This is a genomic window from Romboutsia sedimentorum (genome assembly GCF_030131845.1).
GTDB lineage: Bacteria > Bacillota > Clostridia > Peptostreptococcales > Peptostreptococcaceae > Romboutsia_D > Romboutsia_D sedimentorum.
The window spans coordinates 963,400-978,451 of sequence record NZ_JASKYM010000001.1 but is presented as its reverse complement, the minus strand read 5'-3'; the positions used below and the strand labels follow the sequence as shown (position 1 = coordinate 978,451).

Here is a 15,052-nt window from a genome sequence, read left to right as displayed (position 1 = left end):
ATGAGAGTAGACTTAGTTATAAAGAATATAGGGAAGCTTGTTACATGTAAAGGACTAGGAAGACCTAAAGTAGGTCAAGAAATGAATGAAGTCGACATAATTGAAGATGCATATATAGCTATAAGAGATGGCAAAATCATAGAAATAGGAATTAAAAATGATTATAAAAAAATAACAAATAGTTACACAAAAATAGAAGATGCAAAGGGTCTTTTAGTAACACCAGGATTAATAGATTCTCATACACATTTAGTACATGGTGGGTCTAGAGAAAATGAATTTTCTAAAAAATTATCTGGAGTTCCATACATAGAAATATTAAATCAAGGTGGGGGAATATTAAGCACTGTTAATTCTACAAAAGAAGCAAGTAGTGAAGATTTATATGATAAAGCTAAAAAAAGCTTAGATAGAATGCTAGAATTTGGAGTTACAAGTGCAGAAGCTAAAAGTGGATATGGATTAGAACTTGACACAGAAATAAAACAACTAAATGTAGCAAAGAAATTGGACAAAGACCATCCAATAGATTTAGTTCATACATTTTTAGGAGCTCATGCAATTCCTATTAAATATAAAGAAAATCATAAAGAATATATAGATATAATAGTTGAACAAATGATGCCTAAAGTTAAAGAATTAGGATTAGCAGAATTTTGTGATGTATTTTGTGAAGAAGGTGTATTTAGCATAGAAGAAGGCGAATACATATTATCTAAAGCAAAAGAAATGGGATATAAGTTAAAGATTCATGCAGATGAGATAGTATCGTTAGGAGGAGCACAGTTATCGGCTAAACTAAAGTGCACATCATCAGACCACTTAATGGCAGCAAGTGAAGAAGGATTAAAAATGATGGCAAAAAACAACGTAGTAGCAAATATACTTCCAGCAACATCGTTTAATTTAAATAAGTCATATGCTAATGCAAGGAAAATGATAGATTTAGGTGTAGCACTATCTTTATCTAGTGATTATAATCCAGGAAGTTGCCCAAGTGAAAATTTACAATTCGTAATGCAATTAGGTTGTTTAGGACTTAAGATGACGCCAAATGAAGTAATAAATGCAGTTACTATAAATGCAGCCTATGCAATCGATAGACAAAATGAAATAGGATCTATAGAGATAGGGAAAAAAGCTGATTTAGTAGTGTTTGATGCGCCTAATGTAGAGTATCTTATGTATCACTTCGGTGTAAACCATGTTGATAAGGTATACAAAGAAGGGGTACTAGTAGTAGAAAACAAACAGGTAATATATAACAATATATAAATAAAATGGAGAGGAGAACTATTATGAAATTAATAGATATGAGTATAATTGAATTTTGTGAAGAAGTAGACTCTAATTCGCCAGCGCCAGGTGGGGGCTCGGTAGCAGCATTAGCTAGTGATATAGGTATAGGGTTAGCCAGGATGATGGCACATTTAAGTTTTGGAAAGAAAAAATATGAGGGACTAGATGAAGATATAAGGGCAGAATTTGTGGATAGGTTCAACAAACTTGGAGATATAAGACAAGAATTAGTAGAACTTATTGATAAAGATACGGAATCTTTTAATGAAGTTATGAAAGCTATGAGGATGCCAAAAGAAACTGAACAAGAAATAAAACTTAGAAAAAATGCTATTCAAGATGCTACTTTATTTTCAATAGATGTTCCTTTTAAAACAGCTAAGTTATCTCTTAAAGCATTAGAACTATTACAATATTTAGTTAAGCATGGAAATCAAAATGCAATAACTGATATCGGTGTAGGTACACTTATGCTATATACAGGGCTAGAGGGTGCCATACTCAATGTAAAAGTAAATTTAATGGGGATTGATAACAGGGAATTGCATGATACGTATAGCGGTAGTTGTAAACAAATATTATCAGATGCAAAGATTATAAAAGATAAGTTGATTGAAGATATTCATTTGAAATTAGAAAGCTAAAATAATATAAATTATAGAAAATATAGCTAGAGTTTGCATAAACTCTAGCTATATTTTTAAATAAAAGATTAAAAGCAATAATTATTCATCTTGTTTTAATCTTTTAATTTTTTTTGTAACTTTTTTAGTTTTTTTGTTAGGCGTAGAAGACTTTGTATTTTCATTTGAAGAAGACTTACCTTTAGACGATTTAGTTGTTTTGCTATGTTTTTCAGTTGTATTTGATTCATTTGCTTGATTAGGTGATTTAGAAGATTTTTTTTGTTTGCTTTTTTTACTATCTAATTTAGTTTGGATTTCGGCATCAGATATTTTATTCATTATAACATCTAATTTTTTACGCTGATCATCATCTAAAAAAGTTTTGAATTTAGAAATAACCTCATCTTTTCCTTGTAGATTTTTACCTATGTTAACCAATTCATCCATAAGCTCATTTTCTGACTTACCTTTATAATCGTTAGCAATTTTTTCTATCTTATCTTTGTCTATATTTTTCTCCTTAGCCATTTTTTCTAATGCCTCTGTGTTTAATTTTTTCATAAAAATACTCCTTTCTATAATATATATTGAATTTACCTCATAGTATTTATATATAGAAATAATTTATAAATTGTGAAAGATACATTTAAATAGATAAAATTTCTTATAGATAATGTATATGCAAAAGAATTAAAAAAAAGTAACACTAATAATAAAGAAAACATACTTTATATATGAGGGAGAAGTATATTTTAAGGGGTGACGATAATTGAACAATATACTGTTAATACTTGGAATGATTGCATTGAGTAACGGAAATATATCATTAGGAGACCTATCGTTATTTGATAATAAAAATAAATCAAAGAAGGTAAGAACTGATAAAACTGGAAATTCATCAACTAAGAAACAAAAAACAAAAAAAGGTGATTTTACAAAAATAAAAACGTCTAAAAAAATTAAAAATAAAAAAGATGCAAAGCGAAGTGAAAATATGTTTGGGTTTAATATGGATGATATAAATAAAGGTATAAAGCTAATGGATCTTAGTGACGAAGATTTAGAACGTGGAATGGAGATAATAACAAGAACTAAAAAATATATGTCTATGGATGAAAAGAAGATATTAGTAAAAGTTGAAAGTGTATTAGATTTAGTTAAAGGAATTAAAAAGCTTAGTAGTATAGAGGATATGCAAGAAGAAGAAACAAACTTTTTTAGAAGTATGGACGAAGATGATAAAAAAAATATGATGATAAAAGAAATATTAGAAGTGTTCCCTGAAAAGAGAAAGGGATCAATTGAAAAAGCAATAGGTATGAAAAAGAAAATAGATTTATTTGCAGAGTTATTTTTACCGGATGATTTTGGAGAAGGTGGTTTTAGTTTAAGCTCATTAGCAAATATAAATAATTTAGGAAGTATGAGTAACTTAAAGTTATTAGGTAGTCTATTAAGGGTAGATGACAATGATAGTGAAGAAGAATATGAAGACGATGATGAATACGAAGAAGAATATGAAGATGAGTATGACGATGATGAATATGAAGATGAATACGAAGAAGAGTATGAAAATGACGAAAATAGAGACTACATAAATGAAGATGATGATTAATGTTGAAATAAATATGATAATTCCTATATAAAAGTACTTTAAAAATATTTAGTTTTATTATATAATAAGAATATGAAATCCTGAAACATACGACAAGGCTTATTTAAATTCAACCGACAAATGTTGTTCGGGAGACTGAGTTTAATAATCGATAACATGCCTATACATTTTTATAGGAAGTTAAAAATTATTAGCAGGTCACCCACCTGGGAGTATCTCGGGTCTGAATTTACGTGAGCCACCGGTGTTTTGGGATTTTTTATAAGAAAAGTGTTGCTAAATTTAGCAACACTTTTTTTAATTAAAACCTAATATTCCAACATCATTACATGTTGTAAATAAAGACGTAGAGTTATAAGGCAAATCATCTTTGTAGTTAGATACAAACTTTGCTCTAGTAAAGTCTTCTTCTATACTAAATTCATCTACAATATGTTCACTCCATGTTTTACCAAAGTCAGTAGATATTGAAGTATTTAACCTATTATAATTAATCCACATCAAATATAAGGAAGAATCATTTTTTATTAAACTAGGATACATGCAAGTAGATGGTCCAGTTATATAAGTAGAAACACCTAAATCTAGTTTATCATCCATTAAATATCCATTTATATATTTTACGGCGTATCCATTATCTATATTTTCGCAGAAGGTTAAGTGATAAAAATTCATACTATCTTTTAGTACGGATAAATAAATTTTACTTTTATTTGAATTAGTTATTTGGATAGGTCTAGACCAAGTTAAAGTATTTAAATTAAACATAGATGAGAATATTTCTTCACATCCATTAACTAAATTAAAATAAAAAACAATAGGAGAATGTTGAACCCACAACACAGTGAAGTTATCTAAAACGACATGATTAATAAAGTCTATTTTATTTTCTAACCATACACCGTCATGACGATAATGATGGAACAAAGCACACTCATTAGTTGCAGTATTGTTATATACATAATAAAAAATATGAAGATCATCATTAATTTTTTTGATATAAGGAAATACAATATTAAAATTTTCATAATTATAAGTAAGAATATTTCTTTGAATAAAATCACTACTTCCTTTAGGAATTTCAAGTAGTTTTAATACATTATCCGTATATACTCCATACAAAGAATCATTCTCGTCTAAGGAAAAATAAGAAGTAGTAAAATCAAGAGGTGAATCAATTATTGAAGTAGAAAAAATCAAACTACCTTCTTGATTAAAATAGTCATAACAAAGCTTTTCATCTAAATAAAAATTAAACATATCTTTAGTTGAACGTCTAATAATTGTAGAACAGTTATTAATAAAACTCATATATATCCTCCTTATAAAATTGTTTGTAGTAAATATATATTAATTTTAAAAAAATATATTCTATTTTGCATTAAAGCAAAGTACAAGTAAGTAACAAATCTTAATTTAAGTGCATAGTATTAATTAGGCTAGAAAAAGCCAAGACACATATAAGAATTCATTTAAGGGGAGGACAATGAGATATGCAAGATCTTAAAAAAAATAAAAAAAGAATAGCAAATCATCAAAATAAACAAATGGATAATAATGTAATTGAACAAGAAAAACATGAAGAAGAAGAATATGATGAGTTAAACAGGGGTTGCGGATCTAAACAAAAATCACAATGTAGCAATAACAATAACAATGGATGCAATACAAATCATAATAATGGATGTAATACAAACCATAATGATTGTGATTGCGACTGTGATTGTGGATGCAATACAAATCATCATAATAACTGTGGATGCAATACAAAACCAAAATGTGAGCCATGTGAAGCTGAAGAAAAAGATTGTGTAGATAATAAAAAATGTGGACCAGAATGTGGGAATCCTCTAGTAGCACCAAAATTCTCAACAGCAAATAGTGTACCATTTGCAATCGAAGCAAACAGAGTATTTGATACTATGATGTTCCAAACATTTACAGATGCAATAGCTCCAAATGGAGAAGCATTAAGCTTTGAGTATGATGTAGTTGAAGTAAGAGGACGTATCCCTAGATCAGGTCAAGTGAATGTTACTATAGAAAAAATATGCATGAACTATAGTGGCGTAGTAATAGACCCAGGATGTACTACACTAGAAGATTATGATTTACAACCATTAGACCCAGAAGTTGGTAGACCATGTGAAACTAATTTTGAATATGCAGTATGTGGAGAAAAAAATATTAAATGTTGTAATCAAGGAAAAGGAAAAAATGTAGTGTACAAACAAAGAGGTTTAACTGTAACAGTAGAAGATTTAGTATTAGAATTAAGAGGTAAATGTGGATGTACAGAAATTACAGTATTTGCATATCCAGCAGTTAGAGGCTTAGGTGGTCAAACAAGAAGATGTGAAGATGTTGAATTTATATTCAATACATTATCAGCACCTATATGTTTACCAGCAGATGGAAGAAGTGCTACATTAAGACAAGATTTCCAAACTGATTTAACAGTAGACTGCATAGGTAAGGCAATTTTAAAATGCGTAGATGATGATCCATGTGAGAGCTATTATGATTTATGCATACCAAACGATATAGATTTAGTATTATGCTTACAATGTGTAGTTAGTACTTTAATAAACGAGCAAATAGTAGTTTTAGGATCATCTGATCCAGTTAAACCAAGATTAGTAGATACTTTTAATAAAGTATGTGATTTTAAAACATGTGGACCTAAAAATGATGCAGATAATAATCATAATGGAGGCTGTGGATGCAGCAGATAATTAAGTAAGCTAAAAGGCTATCAATATTTTGATAGCCTTTTTAGTGTTATTTTAAATTATATTAAATAGTTTAGAGTTTATACTTTATGCTAGAGCAATACTTAAATATATCACTTTTTATATCAAAACTAGATTCATTATTTAAAGTATTTGGATTTGACCATAATCTAGAAATACTATCAAATACAATTTTGTTTTCAGTAGTATTTCTAGATATAGTATTTGAAATGTTATATTCAAATATGATATTTGACATTTCATCAATATTTAATTTATAAATATATTCATTTCCTTTATAAATATTATTTATTGTATATCTAGAAATTTTATAATTAGATGGATTAAAATTAAAATGAGAAACTTTATATAAATTATCAGATATAGGATACTTTTCAACAATAAATACATTTAAAAAATCATTGATAATATATAACCTCATATCTTTAATATTTTTTATACTATTAAAGACTTTTATGATAACTTTTTTTCGCCAATGACCATCAGTATTAAAGAAATGAGTCAATTTGCCATGACTATCTAAGCCACATATATGTATATTTTCATTATCATCAATATTTGCAGAGTATGAAAATATATTATTTGCTAGCTTCTCTGTCTGTTCATTTATATTTTTTATATATAGACAACGCTTATCTGTGTATATATAAAAAGGTTTTATATTTTTATTATTCATAATTTTATCCTCCTAATGTTTAAAAGCTTTCAAAGCTTTAACAAGAACTATGATATGTAGTAAACATGTAAAAAATGAAACTATTGTAACAGTATAGATATAAGCATAGATATTTATGCTTGGAATTGGGATTAAGAAATATATTAATATTAACTGAATAAGCATAGTAGTAATTGTAATTATACTAGATGTTACTTCTTTTCTTATTGAATGTAGTATTCCTGATAATGTTTGATTTAAAGACATAAATAAAGGAACTAAAAACATTGCCTTTAAATAAGTTCCAGCTAGAGCATTATCAAATATAATTAAGCACAATTTATCTCCCAAAATATAAAAAAATAAAGAAGATATAGCTCCAACAAAAAAAGTAAGCAGTAAAGCATAGTTAACCTTTTTTATGACTATTTTATATCTACCTAAGGACATCTCTTGAGAAATACTAGGTATTAAATTAACAACTAAAGCTGAACCTAAAGTAAAAGGTAGAAAAATAAAAGGCATAACCATACCACTTATAACTCCATACATACCCAAAGCTTGGCTATAACTAAGCCCACATAAGACTAGCCGAGATGGAACTATCATAGAACTAATTGAATGAAGCAATATATTAGACATGCGATTACAGGTTATAGGTATAGACATTTTTATTGTCTCTATAGATGCACTATAAAAGTCTTTTATTTTTATTGTATAGTTATTATGTAAATTAGAATTTCTATATAAACAAGCGCTTATAAATAATATATTTACGGCTTCACCAATTGAGATACCCAAAAGAGCAATATAGCAGTTCATAGATTTATTATTTACATACATAATAATTAAAAATACAAATATAATTCTACTTAACTGTTCTAAAAGTTGACCTATAGCAGGTACTACTACATCCTTAAGTCCATAGTAATAACCTCTTAAGACATTAGATATGGTTATTACAACTATAGCAGGACATATTGCCAGTATAAAAAGAGTCAAATTATTATGCTTTAACAGTTTGATTGATAAATAACTAGAATTAAAACCAATAAATAGTGATATAACTAAAGAAATAAAAAAAGCTACATATAAAGTAGAAATAAAAAATACATTGCTACTATGCTTGTCATTTAAAGCCTTTTTGTTTGCTACAAGGCAACTAAGTGTAGTAGGAATACCAGTTGTAGTTAAAGCCAAGCAAATCATTAAAAAATTAAAAAGAATGTGATATACCCCAAGACCTGCTTCTCCTATAACTTTAGATAAAAATATTTTATATATAAATCCAAGTACTCTTACTATTAAATTAGACAAAAATAAAATTATAGTAGAAAATACAAGGTTGGGAATTTTCAATAAATCACCCCCTTATGTTTAAATATATTCATAAGGGGGTGAAAAAATAATTATATCTTTATAAATTCTGGTTTCATTTTGTTAAATTTACATACATACTTAAACCCACTATTTTTTAAGTAAGAATAAATATAGTCAAATTGATATGCGACCTGAGATGGATTGTGAGAATCTGATCCTGTAGTTATTATTTCTCCACCTAAATCTTTATACATATTAAGAATTTGTCTAGATGGTGTTAAATCAGGAAGATTATATCGATAGCAAGATGTATTTAGTTCAATACCCTTACCATCATAGATAGCTTGTTTTAATATTTCTTCAATTATATCTGAAAATAAGCTATCTTTAAGTAGATTATCGTAGTTACCATAGCGTTTGATTAAATCTAGGTGACCTAAAATAGAATAATCTTTATATTTTTTTACAACTGTATAAAGTTCATTAAAATAAGCTTCATAAGCTTCGTGTTGAGTTTTACCTTTGAAAAACTCACCTAAGTACAAATCCGATTTGTTTATAGCGTGAATAGAACATATTATAAAATCAAATGGATATTTATGTGCATCTTCACTACATTTATCGGTTATTTGTTTTTGAAGCCCTAACTCAATTCCTTTTTTTATTGAAATTTTATCTTTGTATTTATTTTGCAAGAAGTCAAGTTTTTCAAAATACTTATCGTAATCAATACCCCAATCAAAATCGGTATCTAGGTCATAATCTACATGATCTGTAAAACAAATTTCTCTAAGTCCTAAATCTATGGATCTTTTTATCATATCCTCCATGTCAGTTTTACTGTCATTGGAAAAATTAGAGTGCATGTGATAGTCATAAAACATAAATAGTTCCCCTTTTTATTAAAATTTTGGTATTATATATACATACTACATATTAGCAAATATAAATATAACCATCAAGGAATTAATGAAAAGTACAAGTGGTGATAAAATGGAAAAATATAATATAACGTTGAATAAAGAAACTGTTAAATATCTGCAAATCTATAATCATATAAAAAAGATTATAGTTGAAAAACAAATAAAAGAAAATGAAAAACTGCCTCCAATAAGAAAGTTAGCTCAGCATATAGGAGTAAATAACACTACAATTGTGAAAGTATATGAGTTATTAGAAAATGAAGGATACGTATATAAAACTGTAGGAAGTGGAACCTTCGTGTCTATGATTAAAACTAGTAAAGATGAAATTATAGTTAAAAAAGATGGAGTTATAAATTTTGAGAGTGGAAATCCTTCAACTGAAATATTTCCAATAGAAGATTTTAAAAGTGCAGTAAATATGGCATTATCAAAAGATGGAAGCTCTATATTTGAATATGATGAAGGACTTGGGTCAGAGGACTTAAGGCAAAAAATAGTTTATCATCTTCAAGATAAAGGTATAAAGACTACTAAAGAAAACATTCAGGTGATATCTGGGGCACAACAAGGAATTGATATTGTTTGTAAAGGGCTTATAAATTATTGTGATGTTGTATTTGTAGAAGAGCCAACGTATAGCGGTGCAATAGAAGTATTTAAAAGTAGAGGTGCAAAAATAGTATCGATTCCTATGCTTGATGATGGTATTGATATAGGCATATTAAAGTTAAAACTTGAAAAAATAAAACCTAGATTAATATATACAATGCCTAATTTTCAAAATCCTACAGGAATATCTTATTCTACATATAAAAAGAAAAAATTAATAGAACTAGCGGAGAAGTATGATTTTTATATAGTAGAAGATGATTTTATAAGTGATTTTAAGTTTGATTCACATGACAATAAACCTCTAAAAAGCTATGATGATAAAAATAGAGTAATATATATAAAAAGTTTTTCTAAAATTTTAATGCCAGGCCTTAGAATAGGAATTGTAGACATACCTAGTGAATTATTAAAAAAGGTATTATTGGCAAAACATTCATCAGATATATCAACACCAGGGCTTATTCAAAGATCAATGTATTATTATATGGAGTACTTTAACTGGAATAATTACTTAGAAAGTGTAGAAAAAATTTATACTCAAAAATATAAATTTACAAAAAACTTAATTAATGCAAAGTTAAGTGATAAACTAAAAGTAAGACAAAGTAATGGGGGGATAAACTTCTTTTTAGAACTACCCCGAGGATATTCATCTTATGACTTTACTAGATTTTTATTAGAAAAAGGAGTATCAGTACTCCCAGGAACATATTTTTTTGATAATATAGTTGATGATAGATTTTTCAGAATAAATATAGCAAAGTCGAGCATACAAGATATAGAAAAGGGAATATCTATAATAAGTGATAACTTAGAAGAATTTTTAAGAGAATATAAAAATAAACTTAAAGATTTAAAAGAAGATTTTTTTATTAAACTATAAACAATAAGAAAGGAGAATACTTAAAATAGGCGTATATATTTTAAGTAGGACAATTAAAATGTTTGATCAAAAGAAATTAGATAGAATAAATGAATTAGCTAAAAAAAATAAAGCTGAGGGATTAAGTGATGCAGAAATAAAAGAAAGAGAAGGATTAAGAAAAGAGTATTTAGATAACTTTAGAGCACACTTTAGATCGAGATTAGATAATGTAAAAGTAGTTTCGCCAGAGGAATATGACGAATATATGAAAAATAATAAAGAAAACAACAATGAAGACAATAATAAAGACAATAAGTAATTAAGAATATATTAAGTTAATTAAATTTAAATAACTTAATATTTAAATATAATATAAACTTAGGAGGCTTATTATGGAATTAAAGCATGAATTTAAAAATGCATGGGAAGTAGAAAGAGAAAACAATAAGTTAGATGACATTACATCTTATTCTAAAGGATACATGAACTTTTTAGATAGTGGTAAAACTGAAAGAACTTCATGTAGAGAAGTAGTAAAAATAGCTAAGGAAAATGGATACATATCAATAGAAGAAGTAATGGAAAAGGGTAGTGTAGGTGCTGGAGATAAAATTTATGCAGTAAATAAAGATAAGGCAGTAGCTTTATTTATAATGGGGAAAAATTCATTAGAAAAAGGAATGAAGGTTGTAGGTGGACATTTAGATGCACCAAGAATTGATTTAAAGCCTAATCCTTTATACCAAGAAGCTAATTTAGGATTTTTCAAAACTCATTATTATGGTGGTATAAAAAAATATCAATGGACAGCAACACCACTTGCTATACATGGAGTAGTTATACTAACCGATGGTAAAAAAGTAGATATTTGCATTGGAGAAGATGAAACTGATCCAGTATTTTGTATAACTGATTTATTAGTTCATCTTTCAGGAGATCAAATGCAAAAGAAACTTGCAGATGGTATAACTGGAGAAGGATTAAATATACTAATAGGTCATATGCCGCTAGAAGGTGAAGACAAAGAAGCTATTGAACAAAATATATTAAAAATATTAAATGATAAATACGGTATGGTAGAAGAAGATTTCTTAAGTGCTGAAATAGAGATTATTCCAGCTGGACGTGCTCGTGATTTAGGATTTGATAGATCAATGGTTCTAGCTTATGGTCATGATGACAGAGTATGTTGCTATGGAGCAGTAAAAGCTATCATTGAAACTAAAGACCCAGAATACTGTGCAGTTGCATTATGTGTTGATAAGGAAGAAGTAGGTTCTCAAGGAAATACAGGAATGCATTCTAAATTCTTTGAAAATACTGTAGCAGAATTAATAGCACTAGAAGGAAACTATTGTGAACTAAAAGTTAGAAGAGCAATGGCTAATACTAAAGTTTTATCTGCTGATGTATCTGCAGGATATGACCCTAACTTCCCAGAAGCTTATGAAAAAAGAAATTCTGCATATATGGGGCATGGAGTAGTTTTAGGTAAGTACACAGGATCTAGAGGTAAAGGTGGATGTAACGATGCTAATGCTGAATTTATGGCAGAAATAAGAAGAACATTCAATAATGCAGGAGTAGTATGGCAAACAGCTGAACTTGGAAAAGTAGACCAAGGAGGTGGAGGTACTATCGCCTATATTTTAGCTAACTATGGAGCTGAAGTTATAGATTGTGGTGTAGGAGTATTAAACATGCATGCACCATATGAAATAGTTTCAAAAGTTGATATATATGAAATGTACAAAGGATATAAATCATTCTTTAATTTAAATTAATAAAAAACAAGCCCTATACTTTAAGTATAGGGTCTATTTTTCTACATTGAAATAGTTGCATATATTATTTAGAAATTTATCTTCTAAAGGATTGAAAATTTTCTTTTTAGAATATATAAAATAAAACTTTCTTTTGAAATTAATATCTTTTATTTTATAAAACTTTATTTTGTTTGAATGTAAATAATCAATACAAGATGTATAAGATATGAAAGAAACTCCAAATCCAAGTCTAACCATTTCTTTTATAGATTCATTTGATTCTACATGAGCTAATATATTTAACTTATCTACAGTGAAATTATTCTTTTCAAGTGTATCTAATATTAAATTTCGAGTTCCTGATCCTTCTTTTCTCATTATAAAATTAAGGTTATAAAGTTCTTCTAAATCTATAAAACCATTTTCATTTTTTATATTTAAAGATGAAGGAGCTATAAGAACTAATTCATCATCAATCAAATCGATGTATTCTATTTGATGATTGTTAATTTTTGAACCTACTAAGCCAAAGCTTATTCTTTCATTCAGAATTTCAGATATTGCAAGTTGAGAATCGTAATGGCTTATACTAAATTTAACATCTGGATAAGTACCAGAAAACTTTATTAAAAAATCTGGTAGTATATAAGTCTCAGGAATAGAGCTACAAGCTATATCAATAATTCCTTCTATCTTACCTGCATATTCTTTTATATCATATACTGCTTTTTTACAGTTATTTAGTATATAAATAGCATGATCATAAAGAATCTCTCCTGATTTAGTTAAAGTTATATTTTTATTATTTCTATTCACTAATATAGTATCCAATTCTCTCTCTAAGTTTTGAATATGAGAACTTACAGTAGGTTGAGTCAAAAATAATTCTCGCGCAGCTTTAGAGAAGCTTTGATGTTTAGAAACAGCAACAAAAACTTCCAATTGTTTAAAATCCATTATTAATCTCTCCCTTTAATCATTATGAATATATTATAACATATATATAATTTAAAGCTAATTACTTCTTTAAATGAGAAATTTAAGTAAATATTAATGTAACTTTGCCTATTTAAAATTATTCTGATATAATACTAAAGTAATTAAACTTTAATTCCTAAATTTGGATTTGTATAATATTAAATTAGAAAAAATATCCTGTTACAGAAATATTACAAAGTAGCATTATATCTATAAAATTTGAAAAAATAGTATATAATCTATAATAACAATTAAAAAAGTATGGATTTTAAATTAAATAGTAAATAAATATTGAAGCTAATGGAAGGAGGACTAATTTATGAATTTAAAAAAAGTGTTAGCTAGTACTTTAATATTGAGTATGTTTGTTGTAGGCTGCAATAAAACAAATATAAAAGGAGAATCACCCATAGCAGATGAAGAAACTCAACAAAAGACTATGACAAAGGTTCAAAACGATGTTAAAGTAATAATGGGTAAAGACTATGAATATGTTCTGAAAAATATGGGTACTCCTTACAGTACTACATATTATATAGATAAAGATAGTGAGGATATATTAGATAAAATTGATGACAATATTAATATGGTTTTAACTTATCCTAAATATACTTCAGATAATGAATTAGATGGTAGTGCGTTATATATAGAACTAGAGGGAAATAAAGTAACAGATGTTCAGACGTATGAATTTTCAAATAATAATATAGAAACGAAACCTACAGGACGCGATGTAGATGTAGTTGTAGAAAAGTATAATGAAGAACCAGGATTGTCATTAGACAAAATAGAAAAAATCAAATTTAGTGAATATATTGGAAAGACTGAGGATGATTTATATAGTATCATTGGAGATAATACACCTAATTTAGAAGCTTATGATAAATCTAATCATCAAAAGGTCAAAGCATTCTTCTTAAAGGATAAAAAGAATGAGATGTCTAAGATATTAGTTATGTTAAAAGATAAAAATAATATTAAAAATATTACAATAGTTGATAAAGATGACGTTATGAATTTAGTAGGGCAATATTTATATGAAGATTAATACAAACATAAAAAAGTTATAACTAATTAGTTATAACTTTTTATATGTAAAAAATTTATTTTTAATAATATTATTTTTCTCCAGCGCCAGTTTTTTTCATACTATTAATTGCATTTGAACTTTGTCCAATATTTTTTACTGATTTAATATTGTTTTTTGAATTAGAACTTTTAGCTTTCTTTGCATCTATAAGTTTTTGCATCATTTCTAAATTTTTATTCATAATGAATACTCCTTTTTATCATAATTTATTTTATTGATAAGTTTACATTATAAGCCTTATTTAAAACTATATCAATAAAATTAATTATTTTAATACAAATAAAAAGAGTTCAAGCTATCTAGCTTGAACTCTTTTGAATAATTATTGGTGCCGGATATCGGGGTCGAACCGATACGGTATTGCTACCAACGGATTTTGAGTCCGTCGTGTCTGCCATTCCACCAATCCGGCAAAATATTGAATATATGAATATTATACCAAGATATATAAACATTTGCAATATATTTAATATTAATATACTTTTGATATTGTGGTAATATTAAATAATAGAGTATTGGTATATAATAACTATAAGTAAAACTATAG

15 protein-coding genes, 1 tRNA gene and 1 other RNA gene are annotated in these 15,052 nt (G+C 27.2%); 9 read left to right on the top strand and 8 right to left on the bottom strand.

The window, feature by feature from the left end; all coding sequences use genetic code 11:
* Positions 1–1,275, top strand: a complete 1,275-nt coding sequence (hutI, locus tag QOZ84_RS04950) for an imidazolonepropionase (protein WP_284131838.1) — start codon at positions 1–3, stop codon at positions 1,273–1,275.
* A 23-nt stretch (positions 1,276–1,298) separates the two neighbouring features.
* The gene (locus QOZ84_RS04945; protein WP_284131837.1) at positions 1,299–1,943 is read left to right on the top strand and encodes a cyclodeaminase/cyclohydrolase family protein; all 645 of its coding nucleotides are present in this window, start codon (positions 1,299–1,301) and stop codon (positions 1,941–1,943) included.
* A gap of 81 nt (positions 1,944–2,024) precedes the next feature.
* Here the strand turns inward: QOZ84_RS04945 and QOZ84_RS04940 are convergent, their stop codons facing one another.
* Positions 2,025–2,486: a hypothetical protein gene (locus QOZ84_RS04940; RefSeq protein ID WP_284131836.1), complete on the bottom strand. Its 462-nt coding sequence runs from the start codon at positions 2,484–2,486 to the stop codon at positions 2,025–2,027.
* Between the two features lie 208 nt (positions 2,487–2,694).
* On the opposite strand from QOZ84_RS04940, the gene QOZ84_RS04935 reads away from it, so the two are divergent.
* Both QOZ84_RS04935 and ssrS read left to right on the top strand, forming a co-directional pair.
* Positions 2,695–3,540 carry a hypothetical protein gene (locus QOZ84_RS04935; RefSeq protein ID WP_284131835.1) on the top strand — a complete coding sequence of 282 codons (846 nt, stop codon included), beginning with the start codon at positions 2,695–2,697 and terminating at the stop codon, positions 3,538–3,540.
* A gap of 74 nt (positions 3,541–3,614) precedes the next feature.
* Positions 3,615–3,800, top strand: a non-coding RNA gene (gene ssrS / locus QOZ84_RS04930) — 6S RNA.
* Positions 3,801–3,837: 37 nt separating this feature from the next.
* Here ssrS and QOZ84_RS04925 read toward each other — a convergent pair.
* Positions 3,838–4,851, bottom strand: a complete 1,014-nt coding sequence (locus QOZ84_RS04925; protein WP_284131834.1) for a hypothetical protein — start codon at positions 4,849–4,851, stop codon at positions 3,838–3,840.
* Positions 4,852–5,033: 182 nt separating this feature from the next.
* Here QOZ84_RS04925 and QOZ84_RS04920 point away from each other — a divergent pair, with 182 nt between their 5' ends.
* Positions 5,034–6,275 carry an exosporium morphogenetic protein CdeC gene (locus QOZ84_RS04920; protein WP_284131833.1) on the top strand — a complete coding sequence of 414 codons (1,242 nt, stop codon included), beginning with the start codon at positions 5,034–5,036 and terminating at the stop codon, positions 6,273–6,275.
* 70 nt (positions 6,276–6,345) lie between these two features.
* Here QOZ84_RS04920 and QOZ84_RS04915 read toward each other — a convergent pair whose 3' ends face one another.
* From QOZ84_RS04915 to QOZ84_RS04905, 3 genes are read right to left on the bottom strand one after another with little or no spacing between them, the layout of a single operon-like run.
* Positions 6,346–6,969, bottom strand: coding sequence for a hypothetical protein (locus QOZ84_RS04915; protein WP_284131832.1), 624 nt, complete (start codon positions 6,967–6,969; stop codon positions 6,346–6,348).
* 12 nt (positions 6,970–6,981) lie between these two features.
* Entirely contained in the window at positions 6,982–8,307 is a 1,326-nt protein-coding gene (locus QOZ84_RS04910; RefSeq protein ID WP_284131831.1) for a polysaccharide biosynthesis protein, read from the bottom strand.
* A 50-nt stretch (positions 8,308–8,357) separates the two neighbouring features.
* The gene (locus tag QOZ84_RS04905) at positions 8,358–9,152 is read right to left on the bottom strand and encodes a histidinol-phosphatase HisJ family protein (protein WP_284131830.1); all 795 of its coding nucleotides are present in this window, start codon (positions 9,150–9,152) and stop codon (positions 8,358–8,360) included.
* A 109-nt stretch (positions 9,153–9,261) separates the two neighbouring features.
* On the opposite strand from QOZ84_RS04905, the gene pdxR reads away from it, so the two are divergent.
* From pdxR to QOZ84_RS04890, 3 genes are all read left to right on the top strand, one after another.
* Positions 9,262–10,689, top strand: coding sequence for a MocR-like pyridoxine biosynthesis transcription factor PdxR (pdxR, locus tag QOZ84_RS04900; RefSeq protein WP_284131829.1), 1,428 nt, complete (start codon positions 9,262–9,264; stop codon positions 10,687–10,689).
* A gap of 58 nt (positions 10,690–10,747) precedes the next feature.
* Complete coding sequence (locus QOZ84_RS04895; RefSeq protein ID WP_284131828.1) at positions 10,748–10,990, top strand: DUF896 domain-containing protein; 243 nt, start codon at positions 10,748–10,750, stop codon at positions 10,988–10,990.
* Positions 10,991–11,063: 73 nt separating this feature from the next.
* A complete protein-coding gene (locus QOZ84_RS04890) occupies positions 11,064–12,455 on the top strand; it encodes an aminopeptidase (RefSeq protein WP_284131827.1) in 1,392 nt (463 codons plus the stop codon).
* Positions 12,456–12,488: 33 nt separating this feature from the next.
* Here the strand turns inward: QOZ84_RS04890 and QOZ84_RS04885 are convergent, their stop codons facing one another.
* On the bottom strand, positions 12,489–13,394 hold the full coding sequence (locus QOZ84_RS04885; protein WP_284131826.1) for a selenium metabolism-associated LysR family transcriptional regulator: 906 nt from the start codon (positions 13,392–13,394) through the stop codon (positions 12,489–12,491).
* 340 nt (positions 13,395–13,734) lie between these two features.
* On the opposite strand from QOZ84_RS04885, the gene QOZ84_RS04880 reads away from it, so the two are divergent.
* Positions 13,735–14,463, top strand: a complete 729-nt coding sequence (locus QOZ84_RS04880) for a hypothetical protein (protein WP_284131825.1) — start codon at positions 13,735–13,737, stop codon at positions 14,461–14,463.
* 70 nt (positions 14,464–14,533) lie between these two features.
* Here the strand turns inward: QOZ84_RS04880 and QOZ84_RS04875 are convergent, their stop codons facing one another.
* Together QOZ84_RS04875 and QOZ84_RS04870 are read right to left on the bottom strand one after the other, a co-directional pair.
* Positions 14,534–14,686, bottom strand: coding sequence for a hypothetical protein (locus QOZ84_RS04875; protein WP_284131824.1), 153 nt, complete (start codon positions 14,684–14,686; stop codon positions 14,534–14,536).
* Positions 14,687–14,831: 145 nt separating this feature from the next.
* Positions 14,832–14,917 (bottom strand) — tRNA-Leu (locus QOZ84_RS04870).
* Positions 14,918–15,052 lie beyond the last annotated feature (135 nt).

What these genes read in the sequence shown, in the direction of transcription:
- hutI (WP_284131838.1), top strand. Translation starts at nt 1, where the DNA reads ATGAGAGTAGACTTAGTTATAAAGAATATAGGGAAGCTTGTTACATGT.
- QOZ84_RS04945 (WP_284131837.1), top strand. Translation starts at nt 1,299, where the DNA reads ATGAAATTAATAGATATGAGTATAATTGAATTTTGTGAAGAAGTAGAC.
- QOZ84_RS04940 (WP_284131836.1), bottom strand. Translation starts at nt 2,486, where the DNA reads ATGAAAAAATTAAACACAGAGGCATTAGAAAAAATGGCTAAGGAGAAA.
- QOZ84_RS04925 (WP_284131834.1), bottom strand. Translation starts at nt 4,851, where the DNA reads ATGAGTTTTATTAATAACTGTTCTACAATTATTAGACGTTCAACTAAA.
- QOZ84_RS04920 (WP_284131833.1), top strand. Translation starts at nt 5,034, where the DNA reads ATGCAAGATCTTAAAAAAAATAAAAAAAGAATAGCAAATCATCAAAAT.
- QOZ84_RS04915 (WP_284131832.1), bottom strand. Translation starts at nt 6,969, where the DNA reads ATGAATAATAAAAATATAAAACCTTTTTATATATACACAGATAAGCGT.
- QOZ84_RS04905 (WP_284131830.1), bottom strand. Translation starts at nt 9,152, where the DNA reads ATGTTTTATGACTATCACATGCACTCTAATTTTTCCAATGACAGTAAA.
- pdxR (WP_284131829.1), top strand. Translation starts at nt 9,262, where the DNA reads ATGGAAAAATATAATATAACGTTGAATAAAGAAACTGTTAAATATCTG.
- QOZ84_RS04895 (WP_284131828.1), top strand. Translation starts at nt 10,748, where the DNA reads ATGTTTGATCAAAAGAAATTAGATAGAATAAATGAATTAGCTAAAAAA.
- QOZ84_RS04890 (WP_284131827.1), top strand. Translation starts at nt 11,064, where the DNA reads ATGGAATTAAAGCATGAATTTAAAAATGCATGGGAAGTAGAAAGAGAA.
- QOZ84_RS04885 (WP_284131826.1), bottom strand. Translation starts at nt 13,394, where the DNA reads ATGGATTTTAAACAATTGGAAGTTTTTGTTGCTGTTTCTAAACATCAA.
- QOZ84_RS04880 (WP_284131825.1), top strand. Translation starts at nt 13,735, where the DNA reads ATGAATTTAAAAAAAGTGTTAGCTAGTACTTTAATATTGAGTATGTTT.
- QOZ84_RS04875 (WP_284131824.1), bottom strand. Translation starts at nt 14,686, where the DNA reads ATGAATAAAAATTTAGAAATGATGCAAAAACTTATAGATGCAAAGAAA.